This is a genomic window from Enterobacter sp. DTU_2021_1002640_1_SI_PRY_ASU_LCPMC_013 (genome assembly GCF_032389435.1).
GTDB lineage: Bacteria > Pseudomonadota > Gammaproteobacteria > Enterobacterales > Enterobacteriaceae > Enterobacter > Enterobacter hormaechei_C.
This window is the reverse complement of sequence record NZ_CP135594.1, coordinates 2,237,414-2,255,974: the sequence shown is the minus strand read 5'-3', so window position 1 is coordinate 2,255,974 and position 18,561 is coordinate 2,237,414. Positions and strand designations below refer to the sequence as shown.

The 18,561-nt window shown below is 56.8% G+C and carries 17 protein-coding genes; 10 read left to right on the top strand and 7 right to left on the bottom strand.

Annotation, left to right across the window (positions count from 1 at the left end):
* Positions 1–18: 18 nt before the first annotated feature.
* Positions 19–795 (top strand): thiol:disulfide interchange protein DsbG, encoded by a 777-nt coding sequence (dsbG, locus tag RS584_RS10730; protein ID WP_315749750.1) that lies wholly within the window; start codon positions 19–21, stop codon positions 793–795.
* Positions 796–833: 38 nt separating this feature from the next.
* Here dsbG and RS584_RS10725 read toward each other — a convergent pair whose 3' ends face one another.
* The 5 genes from RS584_RS10725 to RS584_RS10700 form a co-directional block, all read right to left on the bottom strand.
* Positions 834–2,123, bottom strand: coding sequence for a glycoside hydrolase family 10 protein (locus RS584_RS10725; RefSeq protein WP_315749748.1), 1,290 nt, complete (start codon positions 2,121–2,123; stop codon positions 834–836).
* A gap of 7 nt (positions 2,124–2,130) precedes the next feature.
* Positions 2,131–2,418, bottom strand: a complete 288-nt coding sequence (locus RS584_RS10720) for a VF530 family protein (RefSeq protein WP_315749746.1) — start codon at positions 2,416–2,418, stop codon at positions 2,131–2,133.
* A gap of 310 nt (positions 2,419–2,728) precedes the next feature.
* Positions 2,729–3,706, bottom strand: coding sequence for an MBL fold metallo-hydrolase (locus RS584_RS10710; RefSeq protein WP_315749744.1), 978 nt, complete (start codon positions 3,704–3,706; stop codon positions 2,729–2,731).
* Positions 3,707–3,813: 107 nt separating this feature from the next.
* Positions 3,814–4,698 (bottom strand): SDR family oxidoreductase, encoded by an 885-nt coding sequence (locus RS584_RS10705; RefSeq protein WP_017382335.1) that lies wholly within the window; start codon positions 4,696–4,698, stop codon positions 3,814–3,816.
* Between the two features lie 111 nt (positions 4,699–4,809).
* Positions 4,810–5,337 carry a GNAT family N-acetyltransferase gene (locus tag RS584_RS10700; protein WP_032653615.1) on the bottom strand — a complete coding sequence of 176 codons (528 nt, stop codon included), beginning with the start codon at positions 5,335–5,337 and terminating at the stop codon, positions 4,810–4,812.
* Positions 5,338–5,468: 131 nt separating this feature from the next.
* On the opposite strand from RS584_RS10700, the gene treZ reads away from it, so the two are divergent.
* From treZ to glgX, 3 genes are read left to right on the top strand one after another with little or no spacing between them, the layout of a single operon-like run.
* Positions 5,469–7,256 carry a malto-oligosyltrehalose trehalohydrolase gene (gene treZ / locus RS584_RS10695; RefSeq protein ID WP_315749741.1) on the top strand — a complete coding sequence of 596 codons (1,788 nt, stop codon included), beginning with the start codon at positions 5,469–5,471 and terminating at the stop codon, positions 7,254–7,256.
* Positions 7,253–9,721, top strand: coding sequence for a malto-oligosyltrehalose synthase (gene treY / locus RS584_RS10690; RefSeq protein WP_315749739.1), 2,469 nt, complete (start codon positions 7,253–7,255; stop codon positions 9,719–9,721). Before treZ ends, treY begins: the two co-directional genes overlap by 4 nt.
* Positions 9,722–9,736: 15 nt before the next feature.
* A complete protein-coding gene (gene glgX / locus RS584_RS10685; RefSeq protein WP_315749737.1) occupies positions 9,737–11,812 on the top strand; it encodes a glycogen debranching protein GlgX in 2,076 nt (691 codons plus the stop codon).
* Here glgX and RS584_RS10680 read toward each other — a convergent pair.
* The gene (locus RS584_RS10680; protein WP_063924228.1) at positions 11,809–12,357 is read right to left on the bottom strand and encodes a winged helix DNA-binding protein; all 549 of its coding nucleotides are present in this window, start codon (positions 12,355–12,357) and stop codon (positions 11,809–11,811) included. The genes glgX and RS584_RS10680 overlap by 4 nt on opposite strands.
* Positions 12,358–12,581: 224 nt before the next feature.
* On the opposite strand from RS584_RS10680, the gene RS584_RS10675 reads away from it, so the two are divergent.
* The 3 genes from RS584_RS10675 to RS584_RS10665 are packed head-to-tail and all read left to right on the top strand — an operon-like array spanning position 12,582 to position 15,292.
* Positions 12,582–13,304 (top strand): DUF969 domain-containing protein, encoded by a 723-nt coding sequence (locus tag RS584_RS10675; protein WP_003857121.1) that lies wholly within the window; start codon positions 12,582–12,584, stop codon positions 13,302–13,304.
* Positions 13,301–14,287 (top strand): DUF979 domain-containing protein, encoded by a 987-nt coding sequence (locus RS584_RS10670; protein ID WP_315749732.1) that lies wholly within the window; start codon positions 13,301–13,303, stop codon positions 14,285–14,287. The genes RS584_RS10675 and RS584_RS10670 overlap by 4 nt, the downstream gene beginning before the upstream one ends.
* Positions 14,288–14,296: 9 nt before the next feature.
* Positions 14,297–15,292, top strand: coding sequence for a DUF2891 domain-containing protein (locus RS584_RS10665; protein WP_315749731.1), 996 nt, complete (start codon positions 14,297–14,299; stop codon positions 15,290–15,292).
* 21 nt (positions 15,293–15,313) lie between these two features.
* On the opposite strand, the gene RS584_RS10660 is transcribed toward RS584_RS10665, so the two are convergent.
* On the bottom strand, positions 15,314–16,696 hold the full coding sequence (locus tag RS584_RS10660) for an MFS transporter (protein WP_315749729.1): 1,383 nt from the start codon (positions 16,694–16,696) through the stop codon (positions 15,314–15,316).
* A 129-nt stretch (positions 16,697–16,825) separates the two neighbouring features.
* On the opposite strand from RS584_RS10660, the gene RS584_RS10655 reads away from it, so the two are divergent.
* The 3 genes from RS584_RS10655 to RS584_RS10645 all read left to right on the top strand — a co-directional run bounded on the left by RS584_RS10655 (position 16,826) and on the right by RS584_RS10645 (position 18,558).
* Positions 16,826–17,755: a LysR family transcriptional regulator gene (locus RS584_RS10655; RefSeq protein WP_315749727.1), complete on the top strand. Its 930-nt coding sequence runs from the start codon at positions 16,826–16,828 to the stop codon at positions 17,753–17,755.
* A 63-nt stretch (positions 17,756–17,818) separates the two neighbouring features.
* Positions 17,819–18,085 (top strand): DUF1778 domain-containing protein, encoded by a 267-nt coding sequence (locus tag RS584_RS10650; RefSeq protein WP_003857131.1) that lies wholly within the window; start codon positions 17,819–17,821, stop codon positions 18,083–18,085.
* A complete protein-coding gene (locus tag RS584_RS10645) occupies positions 18,073–18,558 on the top strand; it encodes a GNAT family N-acetyltransferase (RefSeq protein WP_315749725.1) in 486 nt (161 codons plus the stop codon). Before RS584_RS10650 ends, RS584_RS10645 begins: the two co-directional genes overlap by 13 nt.
* Positions 18,559–18,561: the final 3 nt, after the last annotated feature.

Genomic DNA, 18,561 nt, shown 5'->3' with positions numbered 1-18,561 from the left:
TATTTTAAAGGGGTCGTTATGCTTCAACGGTTAGCAAAGAAAAAGGTGCTGTTACTCTCTGCTCTGATGGTTTCAGGGCTGGTCAGGGCAGAGGAGTCGCTTCCGGATGTGGTGAAGCACTTCAGTGAACAGCAGGACATCAAAATCATCAAGAAAATTGCCGCCCCCGGCGGCGCGCCAGCGTGGCTGGGGAAATATCAGGACATGGGCGTGACGCTCTTTCTGACCCCTGACGGAAAGCACGTCGTGTCTGGCTATCTGTATGATGATAAGGGAACCAACCTCAGCGAGGCCTTTTTCCAGAAAGAGATCTACGCCCCGATGGGCCGCGAGATGTGGAAAAAGCTCAATGCGGCGCATCTCCTGAAAGAGGGCGCGGAGAGTGCCCCGCGCAAAGTCTTCGTCTTTGCCGACCCGTTCTGCCCGTACTGCAAGCAGTTCTGGGCTGAAGCACAGCCGTGGGTGAAGGCCGGCAAGGTTCAGCTCAACACGCTGCTGGTTGCGTTTCTTAACCCGAACAGCGGGCGTAACGCCTCCGCGATCCTGAATGCGAAAGATCCGGTGTCGGCCTGGAAAGCGTACGAGCTGTCCGGCGGTAAAAAGCTGCCGAAACCTGAAGCTGCGGCTTCCCGGGAAACCGTTGAGATCCTGCAAAATCACCAGACGCTAATGGACAGTCTCGGCGCGAATGCCACACCGGCTATTTATTACCTGAATGAGCAAAACGAACTGCAACAGGTCGTGGGTATGCCAGACGCAAAACAGCTTGAGGCGATGTTCGGGCCGAAGCCGTAAAAGAAAGGCAGAAACAGGACGTTTCTGCCTTTTTTAAGTCAACTACCCCAGCGTCCCCGGAGGTAATTTACCGCCTCCTGCGTCTGCGGCTGGTTAAGATAGTCTTCACGGAACAGGATGGTGCCCTTAACGTCTGGCAGTGAATCGTTGAGGTCGAGCTGTTTTTTCAGCTCCGGTACGCCGCCGTTCACCGTCCAGTCCGGTTCGTTTCTGGAAGGTGCGCCCACTTTGTAGAACGCGATCCCGATATACAGGCGGGTATGGGTCGGTTTCACCACGTCAGCCCACCATTTTGTCAGCACATCGTAACGTGCCGCGTCGCGGGCGAAGGGCCAGTAGATCTGCGGCGCAATGTAATCCAGTAAACCCTGCTGTACCCATTTGCGCGTGTCAGCGTAGGATTCATCATAGGCTGCGGCACCGCGCGTGTCCGAGCCTGCCGGGTCGAAGGAGCGATTGCGCCAGACCCCCGCCGGGCTAACGCCAAATTCGACCTCAGGTTTAGCCTGCTTGATCGCCCTTGAGACCTGCACAATCAACTGCTGCGTATTGTGTCGACGCCAGTCCGCTTTTGACGCAAATCCTTCGCCATAGCGCCTGAAGGTCCAGGCATCATTCAGGGTGGACCCCTGCGTCTCGGTGTAAAAATAGTCATCGAACTGAACGCCGTCGACAGGGTAGTGATTTACCACTTCCATCACCACCTGGGTTATCCAGTCCCGCACGTCGGGAATGCCCGGGTCGAGAACAAAACGATCCCCCGAGGTGCGGATCCACTCCGGATGCTGGACGTACACGCTGGAAGGATGAAGCGACGAGGTGCGGTTAAGCGCGGCGATGGTCGACGGCTTCGTGTTGGTGGAAACGCGGTACGGGTTAAACCAGGCATGAACCTTCATCCCGCGCTTGTGCGCTTCATCCAGCATAAACTGGAGCGGATCGTAACCGGGATCTTCCCCGATAGTCCCCGTCAGGGTATCTGACCACGGCAGTATTTTAGAGGCCCACAGCGCCGTACTGTCCGGTTTTACCTGAAAGAAGACGGTGTTGATCCCAAGATTTTTCAGCTTATCGAGCTTGTCCGTCAGCGCCCGCTGTTGCTGGGCGATACGCTGGTCCGCGCTACGGCCATTCACCGATGACACGGGAGGCCAGTCGAGACGGGAGACGGTCGCCAGCCAGATCCCGCGCATGGGTTCGTTAGTCTGCTGTAGAGGTTTCGCCTGCGGCAGCGGGGTAACGAGTGATTTGGGTGGTTTGGAAGTGCAACTTACCAGTAAAAGCGCGCAGCCAAGCAGCGCGCCAGTCCGTTTTACGTGTCGCATCATTTGCGTGTTAGCTCCTGGGTGTCCGGCTATCCGTCCAGGGATTAAACGCCGGTTCGTCCTGTTCCCCATTACCGTCATCGTGAAGAGAGTCGAGGTAGAGGGCTTCAACTTCCGCCCGCGCCCATGGGGTGCGGCGCAGGAACTTCAGACTCGATTTAACACTCGGGTCCTTGCGAAAACAGTTGATTTTGATTCGGTTGCCCAGTTCATTCCAGCCATATCGCGCAACCAGCGTGTTAACCTGCATTTCGAGCGTTACGCCATGCAAAGGATCGTTGGAAATATGTGCTGTCATAGGCGTCCGGTAGTCTCATTTTTTATGGGGTTGTGATAAACGCTCAAAGGTTACAAGAAAGCAGGGGACGCGGCAATTTCAGCGTGAGGTTCTTCACCCGTGAAGTTTCCCCCTCGGCCGCGTATTTGCCACGCGTGACAGTGAACTAGAAGCGAATATGAAAGCGAACGCAAAAAAATGGCTGGCTGTCTGACAGGTTGAGCGCAGGGCCGGACAGATTTCGCCGGCTGGTTAATACCCGGCCGCGGGGCCCTGGGCGTGAGATAGCGGTCCCAGGCTGAAATATTTAGCCTGGGACGCAGAGACTCTCTTATTGGGCGTCCCGGTTGGTATAGGTCACCGGAACCCACGCGTAGCCTTCCCGCTCACCTTTCTTCACATACCCGATCCCGGGGAAAGGCAGATGTGGCGCCGCAATCAGATCTTTGTTTTTCACAAACTCAGCGAACGCTGCGTTGCGTACCCGGGCGGCTCCGTCCTGATCCTCATCGTAAGCAATCGTCACGTTGGGCTGTGGGAACTGAACCGCGGCAACGTGAATGATGTCGCCGACAAAGGTAATTTTTTCACCTTTGCTCTCCAGCGTGTAGAACGCGGACCCTGGGGTGTGGCCCGGGTGAACCGTACCACTGATGCCCGGCAGAAGCTGTTCCGTCCCGGAGAAAGTCTTCACTTTTCCGGCATCCAGATAGGGCTTTAAGGTCTTGTGCGCGACGTCGAAGTAGTTCTGGTCATAGCCAGATTTTTTCTGGTTCTCGTCGTTAAAGAAGAAATCGATATCCGGTTTGCCGACATACACCTGCGCGTGGGTAAACACGCGCTGACCGTCTTTGACCAGGCCGCCTGCATGATCGGAGTGCGCGTGGGTGATCAGGATATCGGTGATGTCCTGCGGCCTGATACCCTGCGTCGCCAGGCTTTCAATCAGCCGCCCGCCTTTACCGGGGCCAAAGAGCTGACCGGAACCAGTATCCACCAGAATTTTGTGGCCGGGCATAGCGATATAGAACGCGTTAATCGATGCTTCCACCGGATTGGCCTGGAAGTTTTTGGCCAGTAACGCATCGGTATTTTCCGCCGTCGTCCGGCGCAGTAAGGCGTGCAGGTCCTGCGGCACGCTGCCGTCCGTAAAGGCGGTGACAATCGTATCGCCAACCTGAACGCTGTAGCCGCCAGCCTGCTGTTTCACCACATGCTGCGGAACGCTGGCCACCGCGTGGATCGCGGGAAAGAATAAAACCGAACCGGTCAACAGGGTTGATATCGCAAGTTTTTTCACAGTAAACATGATGGGCTCCTCAATAGTAAGTTCATCATAGTTCAACTGAGATTTTTGAGAACAGCAGGGAAGTGAATGTGACCTATCCATGAAATGGATAGGTCTGAGAGGATGCTTTACAGCACGCCGGTACCGCCGTCAGAGCACCATACTTGTCCGGAGGCGTATGAGCAGGTATCTGAGGCAAAAAGCACATACAGCGGTGCGATTTCAACCGGCTGGCCCGGTCGGCCCAGGGGCGTATCTTCCCCGAACTTCTGAACTTTGGACTGCGGCTGACCGCCGCTGGACTGAAGAGGCGTCCAGTATGGACCTGGCGCGACGGCATTCACCCGAATGCCACGCGGCCCCAGCTGCTGAGCCAGAGACTTGGTAAAGGCCACGTTACAGGCTTTGGTCTGCGCATAGTCCACCAGGATCGCGCTCGGTTTAAACGCCTGAACGGAAGTGGTGTTGATGATCACGGCGCCTTCCTGCAAATGGCGCAGCGCAGCTTTGGTGATCCAGAAGGGGGCATAGACGTTGGTTTTAAACGTCGCGTCAAAATCTGCCGTGGTGAGATCGTCGATCGATTCGCAGTACTGCTGGCGTCCAGCGTTGTTCACCAGGATATCCAGGCCACCCAGTTCCGCGACGGCTTTTTCCACCAGCGTATCGCAGAACGACTCCACGCGAATGTCGCCGGGAATGGCGACCGCTTTACGGCCTTCGGCCCGAATCAGCGCAATGACCGATGCCGCATCGGACTCCTCTTCCGGGAGATAGCCAATAGCCACATCTGCACCTTCACGGGCATAGGCGATCGCTACCGCGCGACCAATTCCGGAATCACCGCCGGTAATCAGCGCTTTTTTTCCTGCCAGTTTGCCTGATCCGATATAACTTGTTTCACCGTGATCCGGTATTGGCTTCATTTCCGATGCCAGCCCGGGGGCCCTTTGCGGTTGTTCAGCAAACGGTGGACGAGGGTAATGCAGCGTGTGATTATTTCCTGTAGACATACCGGCCTCCTTAATAGTGAATTCCAAGATTAGTCGTTAATTAAACGTAAGCGGGCAAAATTGACAAATTCAGACAAATCTATCTTCTGGTAGCGGATATAAAATATTTTCTCAAGCCAGCATGTAATACCAGAAAAGGGCGACCTCATCTTTTTCCGGCAGGGCGTTGTAAAGGTAGCGATCGTAACCGCCGAGAATAAACCCATAGTGACGATAGAACTGACAGGCAGAAACATTAACGTTCTGCGTCTCCAGCCGTAACCCGGGCGCATTGAGGCTTCGCGCCCAGACGTGGGTGGCGGACATCAGCTTGTGCGCCGCGCCCGTACGGCGTTTTGAACGCTCGACGGCAATGTAATCCACCGAAATAAATTTATTCCAGTTGCAGGACGCGGTAATAAAACCGGCGATTTCACCGTCATCCGTTTCGGCGATAAGAAATATTGAATCCGGATTAACGCAATGATTTTCCAGCGTCTGGAGATCAAGTTCATAGGTTTTAAGATAAGGTTCGGTCAGCGCCTCGATATGCAAATCACCATTGAGAAATGGCTCTCTTGCAATCTCATCAACCTTGAAAGAAAAATCACAACATTCAAGGCGGGCGAGGTCTGTACTTAATCCTTTTCGAATATGCATAGTATTCCTTAAGTGGGAGTTATAAATAGATAATAGACGAAGCGGCATCCCCTGCTGGCATAACACTCTGTAGATCCTGGTCTAAGCTTGTATTTCGTTCCGCGTAAAAGGTGGTCATTCGAGGACAATGAATGGAATTCAGAACATGTCGCAGGCACTGGGGTGCTGAGTTTATTTCCGATGACGTTGTACGTTTTCGCGTCTGGGCAGAAGGGCAGAAAGATCTCACATTACGTTTAACCGATACCGACATTCCCATGGCGGCGGTGGGCGACGGTTGGTTTCAGATTGACGTGCCCGGCGTCAGGCACGGTACGACCTATCAGTTTGTTTTACAGGATGGAATGGCGGTGCCGGATCCGGCCTCACGCGCGCAGCAGGCTGACGTCAACGGCCCGTCGGTGGTGATCGACCCGCGTCGCAGCCAGCCCACTCAGCGGGAATGGCAAGGACGACCGTGGGATGAGACGGTGATCTACGAGCTGCATATCGGCACCTTCACCGGGGAAGGAACCTTCAGGGCGGCCATCGACAAACTGCCTTATCTGACCGGGCTGGGTATTACGCAACTGGAAGTGATGCCCGTGTCCCAGTTCGGGGGCGCGCGCGGATGGGGGTATGACGGCGTACTGCTGTATGCCCCGCACTCGGCTTATGGCACACCGGATGATTTTCATGCCTTCATTGATGCCGCCCACGCGCTCGGGCTTTCCGTGGTGCTGGATATCGTACTCAACCACTTTGGCCCGGAAGGGAATTACCTGCCGTTGCTCTCGCCAGCGTTTTTCCATCAGGATCATATGACCCCGTGGGGCAACGGTATTGCCTATGAGGTTGAGGCCGTCCGGCAATACATCGCCGAGGCGCCGTTATTCTGGCTCTCGGAGTATCATCTTGACGGTCTGCGCTTCGACGCCATCGACCAGATCCATGACGACGCTGAGACCCATATTCTTCCCGAGATAGCGCAACGGATCCGCGACGCATTTCCGGATCGGCATATCCATCTGACCACCGAAGACAGTCGCAACGTGATTTTCCTGCATCCGCGCGATGAGCATGGTCAGACGCCGCTTTTCACCGCCGAATGGAATGATGATTTTCACAACGCCGCGCATGTCTTCGCGACAGGGGAATCACACGCCTATTATCAGGATTTTGCCTTTGAGCCGGAGAAAAAACTGGCGCGGGCGCTGGCAGAGGGCTTTGTCTACCAGGGGGAAATCTCGCTTCAGACCGGAAAATCGCGCGGGGTAGAGTGTCGCGAGCAACCTCCGCTGTTTTTTGTCGATTTTATTCAGAATCACGACCAGGTCGGCAACCGTGCCCAGGGGGAGAGGCTTATCTCTCTGGCAGGCGCGGATAAAACGCGTGTGCTGTTTGCGGCGCTGCTTATGTCGCCCCATATTCCGCTGCTGTTTATGGGCGAGGAGTATGGCGAAACGCATCCGTTCCTCTTTTTCACCGACTTCCACGGCGACCTGGCGAAAGCCGTGCGGGAAGGGCGCGCGAAAGAGTTTACCGGCCATGCCGGGCACGATGAAACCGTACCGGACCCCAATGACGTAAATACCTTTATGCGGTCGAAGCTTGACTGGAACAAGGCAGACACGGAGGAAGGCAGGGCGTGGCTGCACGTTACGCGCGAACTGATTGCGCTGCGTCAGCGCTTTATCGTCCCGTTACTTAAACAGCGGGGCGCCGTGGAGGGTAACGTCCTGCAAACGGCGCTCGGCATGGTTGCCGTGAGCTGGCGTTTTCCGTCCGGCACGCTGTCGCTGGCACTGAATATCGGCAAGAAGCCGCTAGCCTTACCGGACCTGCCCGGAAAAACAATCTTTAGCTGGCCGGAGGCAGTCGATAACCTGCCGCCAAACAGCATTGTTGTTCGCTTTGCTGATGGAGACGCAGCGCTATGATCCCTTCCTCTACTTACCGAATTCAGTTTCGCAACGGCATGACCTTCGATCGCGTGGTGGACCTGATTCCGTATATGAAAGACCTTGGAATTAGCCATCTTTACGCGTCGCCTGTTTTCACCGCAACCACGGATTCCACCCACGGCTATGACGTGACCGACCCCAACGAAATCGACCCGGCGATTGGCGGGCGGGAAGGGTTTGACCGCATGGCGGTGGCGCTGAAGCAGGCAGGGATGGGACTGATTCTGGATATCGTTCCTAACCATATGTCGACCTCGCTGGAAAACCGCTGGTGGCGCGATGTTATCGAACAAGGCAGGCAGAGCCGCTATGCGGCGTATTTTGATATCGACTGGTCCCGACCGCTGACGTTACCGTTTCTTGGCGACACCTTTGAAGCCGAGCTGGAGCGGGGGGCTATCACCTTAAAGCGTGACAGTGTCACCAATAGCGCAGCGCTGGTTTACTATGATACCGCCTATCCGCTTAATCCCGGCACGTATGACGAAGGCAAGAGCATCGCTGAGATCCACGAAGCGCAAAGCTGGCGTCTGATGTCGTGGCGGGAAGCGCCGAGACAGCTTTCATGGCGGCGCTTTTTTGAAATCACCGGGCTGGTCGGCGTGCGGGTAGAGGATGAGGCGGTCTTCGCAGACACGCACCGCCTGATCCTTGAGCTTGTTCACGCCGGGGTTGTCGACGGCCTGCGCATTGACCATGTGGACGGGCTTGCCGATCCGCTGGGCTATTTGCAGCGCCTGCGTGCGGCGACCGGACCGGATTGCTACATCACGGTAGAGAAGATCCTCGCCAAAGGGGAACAGCTTCCTCCGGAGTGGCCGGTCTCGGGTACTACGGGCTATGAGTTTATTGCCTCGCTGGCGGAAGTGCTGGTGGATGATACCAACCTCTCGCGACTGGAGACGCTCTACGACGAGACGCTGGGTACGACCGTGGACAGGCAGGCGGAACTTCGCAAAGCCAAAGGGCTGATGACCGATCGTAATTTTGAAGGTGAATTTACCACGCTGCTCAAAATCGCCAGCGAGCTGGCCGGGCATAACGGCGCCGAAGTGGAGCATGAGGATATCCGCCATGCCCTGCGCGAGCTGCTTATCGCGTTTCCGGTGTATCGCACCTACGGCACCGGAGAGGGGCTGACGCCACCGGATGTGGCGCTGCTCAGTCGCGTGGTCGCCAGCGTCGACACCTCTGAACCCGCCCTGAGCCTGATCGTGCGTATTCTTACCGGCGATCTGCCGGAGGATGACCACGCGCTGGCCTCGCTTTTCCGCACCCGTTTTCAGCAGTTGACCGGGCCGCTGATGGCGAAATCGGTAGAGGATACGCTGTTCTTCCGCCATAACCTGGAGCTGGCCCTGAACGAAGTCGGCGCTGACCCGACGCCGCGCGCATTTTCACTTTCCCGTTTTCATCAGGAGATGCGCATTCGTCTTGCCCGCCAGCCCGATGCGCTGCTGGGAACCTCCACCCACGACACCAAACGCGGCGAGGATGCGCGAGCGCGACTATACACGCTGACGGAAGCGCCAGATCTGTGGGGGGAAAACCTGGCGCGCTGGCGCCAGATGAACCAGACGCAGGTTCGATTCCTCAACGACGGCACCGCGCCGAACGCCGCCGACACCTGGATGATCTTCCAGGCGCTGGCGGGCGTCTGGCCAGCCACGCTGTCGCCAGACGATCGTGATGGTCTTAAGTCACTGGAAGAGCGTTTCCTCGGCTTTATTGAGAAAGCCCTGCGCGAGGCCAAGCAGCGTACCGACTGGATCGACAGCAACGAAGGGTACGAGAGCGTGGTGCTGGACTACGTGCGCCATCTGCTCTCCCCGGATAACACCCTGTTCCTGCGTGATTTCAGTGCCGCACTCCAGCCGTTTATTCGGGCTGGGTTAATGAACAGCCTGAGCCAGACGGTGATCAAGCTGACTGCGCCAGGCGTACCGGACATCTACCAGGGCAGCGAAGGGCTTAACTTCAGCCTGGTCGACCCGGATAACCGCCGCGAACCGGATTTCACCGCGCTGGCGGAAAACCTCAGCGTAGCGGATGGAACCATTTTTAACGATGCGCAACGCTGGCGAGACGGCAGCGTGAAGCAGTACGTCACCGCCACGCTGTTACGGCTGCGGCCGCATTACCCCGCGCTTTTCCGCTACGGCGACTGGCTGCCGCTGAAGGTGACCGGCGAGCGGGAAGAGAATCTGATCGTTTATGCCCGCATAAAAGATGACGAGGCGCTGATCGTCGCCGTGCCGCGTCTGGTGTTTGACGTCACCGACAATGCGATGCTGTGGGCCAATACTATGGTGGCCATACCCCAGGAGCTGGCCGGGAAGCACTACCGGGATCTGTTTACCGGTGAGCGTCGCCTTCTGCCAGAGACGCTGGATTTAACGTCTGAAAAGGGATGTTTGTTGGTTCTGCTTACCTGCGAATAATCGAGGAGAACAAAAATGCCAAAGGATACAACGTTTGAAATTCGGGCCGGTCATGGCCAACAGTTGGGCGCAAATTATGACGGGAAAGGAGTGAATTTCGCCCTGTTTTCCGCCCATGCGGAGCGGGTGGAGCTGTGTCTGTTTGACCCATCGGGAAAAACAGAAATCACACGGCTGGAACTGCCGGAATATACCCATGAGGTCTGGCACGGCTATGTGCCGGATCTGAAACCGGGGGCGCTGTATGGTTACCGTGTGTATGGCCCTTACGATCCGGAGAACGGTCACCGGTTCAACCCCAATAAGCTGCTTATTGACCCCTATGCCCGTGAACTGGTGGGTGACATTGAGTGGAACGATGCCCACTTCGGCTATGAGCTGGGACACGACGAGCTGGATCTCAGCTTTGATACGCGAGACAGCGCGCCGTTTACGCCCAAATGCAAGGTCATCGACCCTCATGCCGTTGACTGGCAAGACTCCCGCCGGCCCGATATTCCGTGGCCGCATACCGTGGTTTATGAGAGCCACGTAAAAGGCTTTACCCAGCTTAACCCGGCTATTCCGCCTGAACTGCGCGGTACGTTTGAGGGGATGGGGCATAAAGCGTCGGTGGACTACATCAAAAGCCTCGGCATTACCTCGGTCGAGCTGCTGCCGGTTCACTGGTTCCCTGACGATCAGCACCTGCTCGATCGCGGCCTGAAAAATTTCTGGGGCTATAACTCGCTCGGTTTCTTTGCGCCAGCGTCCCGCTATTACGGCCCGGCGGGGATCCAGGGTTTCCGCGACATGGTGCGTGCCTATCATGACGCGGGCATCGAGGTGATCCTCGACGTGGTCTATAACCACACGGCGGAGGGCAACGAACTGGGGCCAACCCTGTCGTTTAAGGGGATTGATAACTTCTGCTATTACCGCACCATGCCGGATCAGCACCGGTATTACATCAACGACACCGGCACCGGGAACACCGTTAATACTTCCCACCCGCGCGTATTGCAGATGGTCATGGACTCCCTGCGTTACTGGGCAGAATCGATGCAGATTGACGGTTTCCGCTTTGACCTCGGGACCATTCTCGGACGTGAGCCGGAGGGGTTCGATCCGCGCGGCGGCTTCTTCGATGCCGTGACCCAGGATCCGGTGCTGTCGAAGCTGAAGCTCATCGGTGAGCCGTGGGATATCGGCCCCGGCGGGTATCAGGTGGGGGGCTTCCCGCCAGGCTGGGGTGAGTGGAACGACAAATACCGCGATACGGTACGTGAATACTGGAAGGGGGATAACGTCTCTAACGATTTTGCCGCCCGTCTGTTAGGGTCCGGTGATTTGTACGATCTGCGCGGGCGTCGTCCGTGGGCCAGCGTCAATTTTATTACCGCGCATGACGGCTTCACGCTGAACGACCTGGTGTCGTACAACGAGAAACATAACGCCGATAACGGGGAAGATAATAACGACGGACATAACGATAACCGGTCGTATAACTACGGCGAAGAAGGGCCGACGGAGAACCCGGATATCATCGCCACCCGCGAGCGGCAAAAGCGCAACTTCCTCACCACGCTCTTCTTCTCGCACGGTACGCCGATGCTGCTGGCAGGGGATGAGTTTGGCCGGACGCAAAAGGGCAATAATAACGGCTACTGTCAGGACAGCGAGATCTCCTGGGTAAACTGGAAAGGGCTCTCTGAAAACGACGAGAAGCTGCGCGACTTTACCCGTCGGTTGATTGCCCTGCGCGCGACGCAGCCGCTGCTGCGACGTGAGAACTGGCGCGACGGGCTGGAGATCCGCTGGTTTAACGCCGGCGGCGGACCGCAGCAGTCGGAACAATGGGACGAGGGTTCCACCCTTGGTCTTGCCATCAGCCGCCCGGATCTTAAGCAGGAAGAGGGCGTCTGGCACGACGTGCTGATGCTGTTTAACCCGTTTGAAGGTACGGTGCCATTCCAGATCCCGCAGTTTGGTGAAGGGGGCTGGGTGCTGGAGCTTTCGACGGCGGATGAGGCCCCCACAGGGGAAATCATCACGGAATCCGTCGATTATGAACTGGCCGGGCGGAGTATGACGCTTTTCCGCCGTCCTTAAAGCGAGGCCGCCGCGCGTGCGGCGGTATCATACAGGGAGGAGATCGCGCGGAGTAACTGCGCGGTCTCGCCAATTGATGCTCCCGGAATGCCGCTTTCCGCATGAATGTTGATCAGGCAGGCCTCCCGCACCTCCCGGTACTTCATGCACAGCGTTTTTCCCTCCTCCGTGGTGGAGAAAAAAAGCTCTTTTCCGGCTTTCTCGCTGGTGACATATCCCGCCTTGACCAGCTTTTTCAGCGCATACGTCACCACGTGGGTATCTTCCACGTTCAGCACAAAGCAGATGTCGGCCAGCTTTTTCTTGCGGTTGCGGTGATTCACATGGTGCAGAAGCGAAACGTCAAAGGCCCCCATATCCGGTTCACCCGCAGCGGTCATGCAGCGCACCATCCATTTGTTAAACGCATTGCTGGTCATGATCAGCGCATATTCCAGCTCTGATAATTCAGCACACCGCTCTGAGACGAGATGACGGGAGGAGACGATTCGCCCGTCCGCAATATCGTCGTGGTTTAACGCTGTCGTCTTTTTCTTTACTGTCATAACGATCCTTCCCCCGAAATGTAAACCCGTCGATAAAATAAGAACATTTTATTGATAAATTGTTTACATGTTTTTGACGTTCAGATATAGCTTTTTAGTGCAGGTTCTGTGGAGCCTGACGCAAAACACAACATCGCGCGCCGTAATGCACCGGCTTCGCTCTGCTGCGAAGTATAAAAAATAGCCGTCGGCGCGCAACGCTCACTTTGGATAGGGTAACGTTTATGGACAGTTCTACACTGTTGCCACTTATCGGGATTCCGGTGGTGGTTATTGGTTTTGCACTGCGTTTCAACCCGCTGCTGGTTGTCGTGGTGGCGGGGCTGGCGACGGGCCTGCTGGTTGGCATGGATTTCGGTATGCTGCTGGAAACCTTTGGCGAAAAGTTCGTGAATAGCCGATCGCTTGCCACCTTCATTCTGATCCTGCCAGTGATTGGCCTGCTGGAGTATTACGGGCTGAAAGAGCGCGCCCAGGCCTGGGTCGCGAAGATCGCCAGCGCCACCTCGGCGCGTATCCTGATGCTCTACTTTGTCGCCCGCGAAGGGACGGCTGCGCTGGGCCTGATGTCCCTTGGCGGCCACGCGCAAACGGTGCGTCCGCTGCTGGCGCCGATGGCGGAAGGGGCGGCCCTGAATGAATACGGCGAACTGCCGCAGACTATCCGCGACAAAATCAAAGCCCATGCCGCCGCGTGTGACAATATCGCGGTTTTCTTTGGGGAAGATATCTTTATCGCCTTTGGCGCGGTACTGCTGATTGATGCGTTCCTGAAAGAGAACGGGATCGAGGGGATCGAACCGCTGCATATCGGCCTGTGGGCCATTCCGACCGCTATTGCGGCACTGATCATCCATATGACGCGTCTGCTGCGCCTCGATGCCAGCATTCGTCGCGACGTGATGGCCTGGAAAGCAGAGCAGGGTACGCAGGAGATCGCACCATGATGACCCTCATCACCATTAACCGCGTGTATTACCTGATCGGCTTCGTCGTGATGCTGCTGGTTGTGATGACCCTTCGCGACCGCGCTAACCCGAAACGCTATACCACCGCGCTGTTCTGGTTTCTGTTCGGCGGGATCTTCCTGTTTGGCGATCTGATGGTGCAGGAGCTGGGTAAGTCGCTGGCGTATCGCATTATAGGCGGCGCCGTTATCGTGATTGCGCTGCTGGCCGGTTTCGGGCTGGTCGGGAAGGGGCATTATAAAATGTCCACCGAGGAGGAGCGTGTTGCCTCGTCGAACCGGCTGAAAAACTGGCTGTTTTTACCGGCACTGATGATCCCCGTGGTAACGGTCATCGGGACGCTGTTTCTGAAAGGCGTGTCGACTGGCGGCGTTTATCTGCTCGACCAGAAACAGCTTACGCTGGCGGCGCTGTGCGTGGCCTGCGTGGCGGCTATCCTTACCGGCTGGTGGCTGACAAAAGGTACGCCGCTGCATGCGGTGCGTCAGTCGCGTCGGCTGGTCGATACCATTGGCTGGGCGGTGATCCTGCCGCAGATGCTCGCCATGCTCGGCGGGGTGTTTGTGGTGGCGAATACCGGCGAATCGGTACAAAAGGTGGTCAGCCTGTTTGTGAACCCGGACAGCCGCTTCATGCTGGTGGTCATTTACTGCGTGGGGATGGCGCTGTTTACCATGATCATGGGTAATGCCTTCGCAGCCTTCCCGGTGTTAAGCGCCGGTATCGCTCTGCCATTCCTGATTAACGTCCATCACGGTAACCCGGCGCCGCTGCTGGCTATCGGTATGTACGGAGGCTATTGCGGCACGCTGATGACGCCGATGGCCGCCAACTTCAACATTGTGCCCGCCGCGCTGCTGGAGCTAAAAGACAAATATCAGGTTATCAAGATCCAGATCCCGACCGCGTTAACCCTGCTGGTGGTGAACGTGTTCTTAATGTATTTCCTCGTGTTTCGCTAAGGAGCTGCAATGGAATTAACGCAACATCAGGCTGACGCCTTCGCCAGAATGCCGTTGACCTATTTACGTCAGGAATACCCGAACCACATTATGCATCTGCTCAACGATGACGGCGACGTTCTGCCGCCTCGCGAGCTGCACCCGATCTTTTACGGCTGTTTTGACTGGCACTCTGCGGTGCACGGCTACTGGCTGCTGCTGCGCTGCCTGCGTCTCTGGCCCGAACTGCCGTGCCGGGAAGAGATCATCACTCTGTTCGAAGAACACCTGACCGACGAGAAGGTGGCGAAGGAGCTGGCCTATTTTACCGCGCCGTTCCGCGCGTCGTTTGAGCGGCCTTATGGCTACGGCTGGCTGCTGGCGCTGGCGCAGGAGCTGAAACAGTCGTCACTGCCACAGGCGGAGCGCTGGTACCAGACGCTGCAACCGTTAACGCGGGATATTCGTCAGCGGCTGGTGGATTACCTCAGCAAGCTCACCTATCCCATCCGCGTCGGAACACATTACAACACGGCGTTTGCGCTCGCGCTGGGGCTGGATTATGCCCGGGCGGTGACGGATGACGGGCTTGAACAGGCGATCCTGGTCGCGGCGACGCGCTTTTATCATACGGACACGCAATATCCGGCGCATTATGAGCCGGGCGGCGACGAGTATATCTCCGGGGCGCTGACCGAGGCGTTACTGATGAGTAAGGTGGTAGAGAATTTCCCGGCCTGGTTCGATGCGTTTCTGCCTGAAGTGGGTGCCGTTTCAGCGCTGATGAACCCGGCTGAGGTAAGCGACCGCACCGACCCGAAAATCGCACATCTGGACGGGCTTAACCTCAGCCGCGCGTGGTGTATGAAGCACATTGCCCGCGCTTTGCCGGAAAACCACCCGGCGCAACAGGCGTTACAGGATGCCGTTGCGCGCCATCTCTCGGCAAGCGTGGAGCATGTTGTCGGCAGTCACTACAGCGGCGGCCACTGGCTGGCGAGTTTTGCGCTGCTGGCGCTGGAGTAGCGCTTAGTTATATTTTCGTGCTCATCCTGTTTCCGCAGGATGAGTGATTTTACGCAACCGGCTCGCGCTGACGACGACCGCTACCGCAGAAGCTGCGGCGGCGACCCACAGCGCAACATGAATTGACCTTTCATCTGCGGCCAGCAGAACGGCCACGGCGGCGGCGCCCAGACACTGCCCGAAAGTGCGCATAATGGATAAAACACCGGATGCATAGCTCGCATGCTCACGAATAACGTTGGAGAGCATTTCCCGGTTATTGGGACTCTGAAAGCAGCCAAACCCCACTCCGCACACCAGACTCCGCAGGCAGATATCCCACATTGAAGGGCGGTCGGGTAACGTTGCCAGCAGGATCAAACCGACGACAAAAATTACCAGCCCCAGGGTGGCTATCGCCGGGGCTGAAATCGTGTCCGCCCACCGGCCTGCATGCGGCGCAATCAGCACGATCCCTAACGGCCACGGCGTAAACAGCAGGGCAGACAACACCGGACTGTAGCCGTATTCGCTCTGAAACAGGAAGGGCAGCGCAATAAAGGTGATCCCCTGGCTGACAAAAGCAATCATCGACGTGAAGGCCGCGAGGGTAAAACGTTCATTTTTAAACATCATCGGCGGCAGTAAGGGGTTATCCGCGCGGCGGATCTGCCAGATAAACGCCATGCCGCTCAGCGCAGCGAGCATTGTCCAGCAAAGGCTACCGGGATGATAGTCCTGGAGGCTGTTCGCCGCCATGATCGTCGACCCCAACAGCAGCGCCGACAATATGGCGCCCGGGGTGTCGAAAGGCGCTTGCTTTCGAACCGCATCCCGCGGCAGCGCTTTGACCGCCAGCAGTAAGGCGAGGGTGCCGGGAACAACGTTTATCGCAAACAGCCATTGCCAGCTCAGGGTGTGAAGGATCGTCCCGCCCAATACCGGGCCGATAGCGGAGCTGGAGGCGATGAGCAGGGCGTGCAACCCCAGAATGCGGCCAAGCAATCGCCCGGGAAATACGGACCGCAGGATTGCGGGGGCAATACTCAGCGTCGCCGCGCCGCCAATCCCCTGAAGCACGCGCATACCGATAAGCACTTCGGGTGTATTCGCCAGCGCGCAACCCAGTGATGTCAGGGTAAAGGTCGTCAGACCTGCCAGAAATACGGGGCGATAACCCAGGCGGGCCGCAAGCGCCGCGAATATCGCCAGCGTCATCGCAGCCGCCAGCAGATACCCGTTGGCGAACCAGACGGCAATACTGGCAGGTACCTGCATCTCCTGAGCCATGGAGGGCAGGGCAATGTTGATCATGGTGCCATCAAACACGCCCATTAAGGTGGTGGTCATAATTGCGGCCATCACCCGTGCGCGCGCCGGGCCGGGAAGTCCTTCGTCGCCGGGTTGACTGGAAAAGAGCGTCATTATGTTGTCCTCTGAGAAGAGTGTATGGATGACAAAACTATAAAGATGGCTTTTACAGGGCGGAAGGCGCACCATTTGCACTTTATCGTTGCACGAAACGCCTTATCTGAAGGTGCAGGAATGAGCGCTATGACCGATCCTGATTTTAATTTACTGATTGCACTCGACATATTGCTGAGCGAAGCGAGTGTCGCAGGTGCAGCACGTCGTCTGAACCTCAGCACCTCGGCCATGAGCCGGACATTAAGCAGGTTACGCGACGTTACAGGCGACCCGATCCTGGTGCGCGCCGGGCGTAACATGGTACTAACCCCGTGGGCCGAAGCGACCCGGGATCGCGCCAGGCGTGCAGTGCACGAGGCGAGGGCGGTATTGCAGCCCTCAACTGAAACGTTCAGTGCGCAAAGTCTGGCGCGTCTTTTTACCATCAGGGCAAACGATGGTTTTGTGGTGGCGTTTGGGCCAGCGCTTATAGCGGCTGTGGCCGATGCCGCGCCGGACGTCTGTATACGCTTCGCGCCTAAGCCGGAAAAAACGTCGCGCTATCTTCGGGAAGGGCTGGTTGATCTGGAGATTGGCGTCCAGAGCAATATGGGGCCTGAAATACGGCTGCAACGGTTGTTTGAGGATCGGTTTGTGGGCGTCGTGCGTAAGGGACACCCGCTGGCTAAGCAGGCAGAAATAGGCGTGAAGGATTATGTCGCCTGGGGTCATGTGGTAGCGTCACCCGAGGGCGCGTTGCACGGTTCCGTTGACGATGCGCTGGCCGAACTGGGGACAAAACGTAAAATCGCCAGCGTCGTACCGGGATTTCCGACGGCACTGTCCGTGGCGCTGGAATCAGATCTTATCGCCATGATACCCGCGCTCTATTTACTCAATCAGCAGGTAACGGACCAGATACACGTTTTCGAGCTGCCGTTCAGAAGCCGTCGTATTACGGTATCGCAGATGTGGCACCCAAGAATGGAACGCGATCCTGGTCACCGCTGGCTGAGAGAGCAAATTCTTGCGATATGCGGTGTGGAGAGGTCAGACATGATTAAGGGCTCTGTATAGCGATTGATATACACGGCGCTTATGCTATGCTTGTAAAGCAATTGCTATACAAGAGGTATACCCATGAAATCAGATGTTCAACTCAATCTCAGAGCCAAAGAATCCCAGCGGGCGCTTATCGATGCCGCCGCAGAGATCCTCCATAAATCACGTACAGACTTCATTCTGGAGATGGCCTGTCAGGCAGCCGAGAATGTGATCCTCGATCGACGTGTATTCAATTTTAACGATGAACAGTACGCAGAGTTCATTGACATGCTCGATGCCCCGGTCGCGGACGATCCTGCCATAGAAAAACTGCTGGCAAGGAAACCGCAGTGGGACGTGTAACAGCACCAGAGCCCTTATACAGCGTCCATCAACTGGCGGAGTTCGTCAGCGGAGAGGCCGTGCTTGACGAATGGCTAAAACAAAGAGGTCTGAAAAACCAGGCGCTCGGCGCAGCCCGAACGTTTGTCGTTTGTAAAACGGGCACGAAGCAGGTCGCGGGATTTTACTCTCTGGCTACCGGCAGCGTTAACCATACGCAAGCGACAGGGAATCTGCGGCGTAACATGCCGGATCCCATACCCGTGATTGTACTTGCCCGTCTGGCTGTCGATGTCTCGTTACGCGGAAACGGGTTGGGAGCCGATTTACTCCACGATGCGGTTTTACGCTGTTATCGGGTAGCTGAGAATATCGGGGTGCGGGCGATTATGGTTCATACACTCACTGAGGAAGCCAAAGCGTTTTATATCCACCATGGTTTTAAAGCATCGCAGACTCAGGAACGGACACTGTTTCTCCGGCTTCCTCAGTAGCGA

What these genes read in the sequence shown, in the direction of transcription:
- dsbG (WP_315749750.1), top strand. Translation starts at nt 19, where the DNA reads ATGCTTCAACGGTTAGCAAAGAAAAAGGTGCTGTTACTCTCTGCTCTG.
- RS584_RS10725 (WP_315749748.1), bottom strand. Translation starts at nt 2,123, where the DNA reads ATGATGCGACACGTAAAACGGACTGGCGCGCTGCTTGGCTGCGCGCTT.
- RS584_RS10720 (WP_315749746.1), bottom strand. Translation starts at nt 2,418, where the DNA reads ATGACAGCACATATTTCCAACGATCCTTTGCATGGCGTAACGCTCGAA.
- RS584_RS10710 (WP_315749744.1), bottom strand. Translation starts at nt 3,706, where the DNA reads ATGTTTACTGTGAAAAAACTTGCGATATCAACCCTGTTGACCGGTTCG.
- RS584_RS10705 (WP_017382335.1), bottom strand. Translation starts at nt 4,698, where the DNA reads ATGTCTACAGGAAATAATCACACGCTGCATTACCCTCGTCCACCGTTT.
- RS584_RS10700 (WP_032653615.1), bottom strand. Translation starts at nt 5,337, where the DNA reads ATGCATATTCGAAAAGGATTAAGTACAGACCTCGCCCGCCTTGAATGT.
- treZ (WP_315749741.1), top strand. Translation starts at nt 5,469, where the DNA reads ATGGAATTCAGAACATGTCGCAGGCACTGGGGTGCTGAGTTTATTTCC.
- treY (WP_315749739.1), top strand. Translation starts at nt 7,253, where the DNA reads ATGATCCCTTCCTCTACTTACCGAATTCAGTTTCGCAACGGCATGACC.
- glgX (WP_315749737.1), top strand. Translation starts at nt 9,737, where the DNA reads ATGCCAAAGGATACAACGTTTGAAATTCGGGCCGGTCATGGCCAACAG.
- RS584_RS10680 (WP_063924228.1), bottom strand. Translation starts at nt 12,357, where the DNA reads ATGACAGTAAAGAAAAAGACGACAGCGTTAAACCACGACGATATTGCG.
- RS584_RS10675 (WP_003857121.1), top strand. Translation starts at nt 12,582, where the DNA reads ATGGACAGTTCTACACTGTTGCCACTTATCGGGATTCCGGTGGTGGTT.
- RS584_RS10670 (WP_315749732.1), top strand. Translation starts at nt 13,301, where the DNA reads ATGATGACCCTCATCACCATTAACCGCGTGTATTACCTGATCGGCTTC.
- RS584_RS10665 (WP_315749731.1), top strand. Translation starts at nt 14,297, where the DNA reads ATGGAATTAACGCAACATCAGGCTGACGCCTTCGCCAGAATGCCGTTG.
- RS584_RS10660 (WP_315749729.1), bottom strand. Translation starts at nt 16,696, where the DNA reads ATGACGCTCTTTTCCAGTCAACCCGGCGACGAAGGACTTCCCGGCCCG.
- RS584_RS10655 (WP_315749727.1), top strand. Translation starts at nt 16,826, where the DNA reads ATGACCGATCCTGATTTTAATTTACTGATTGCACTCGACATATTGCTG.
- RS584_RS10650 (WP_003857131.1), top strand. Translation starts at nt 17,819, where the DNA reads ATGAAATCAGATGTTCAACTCAATCTCAGAGCCAAAGAATCCCAGCGG.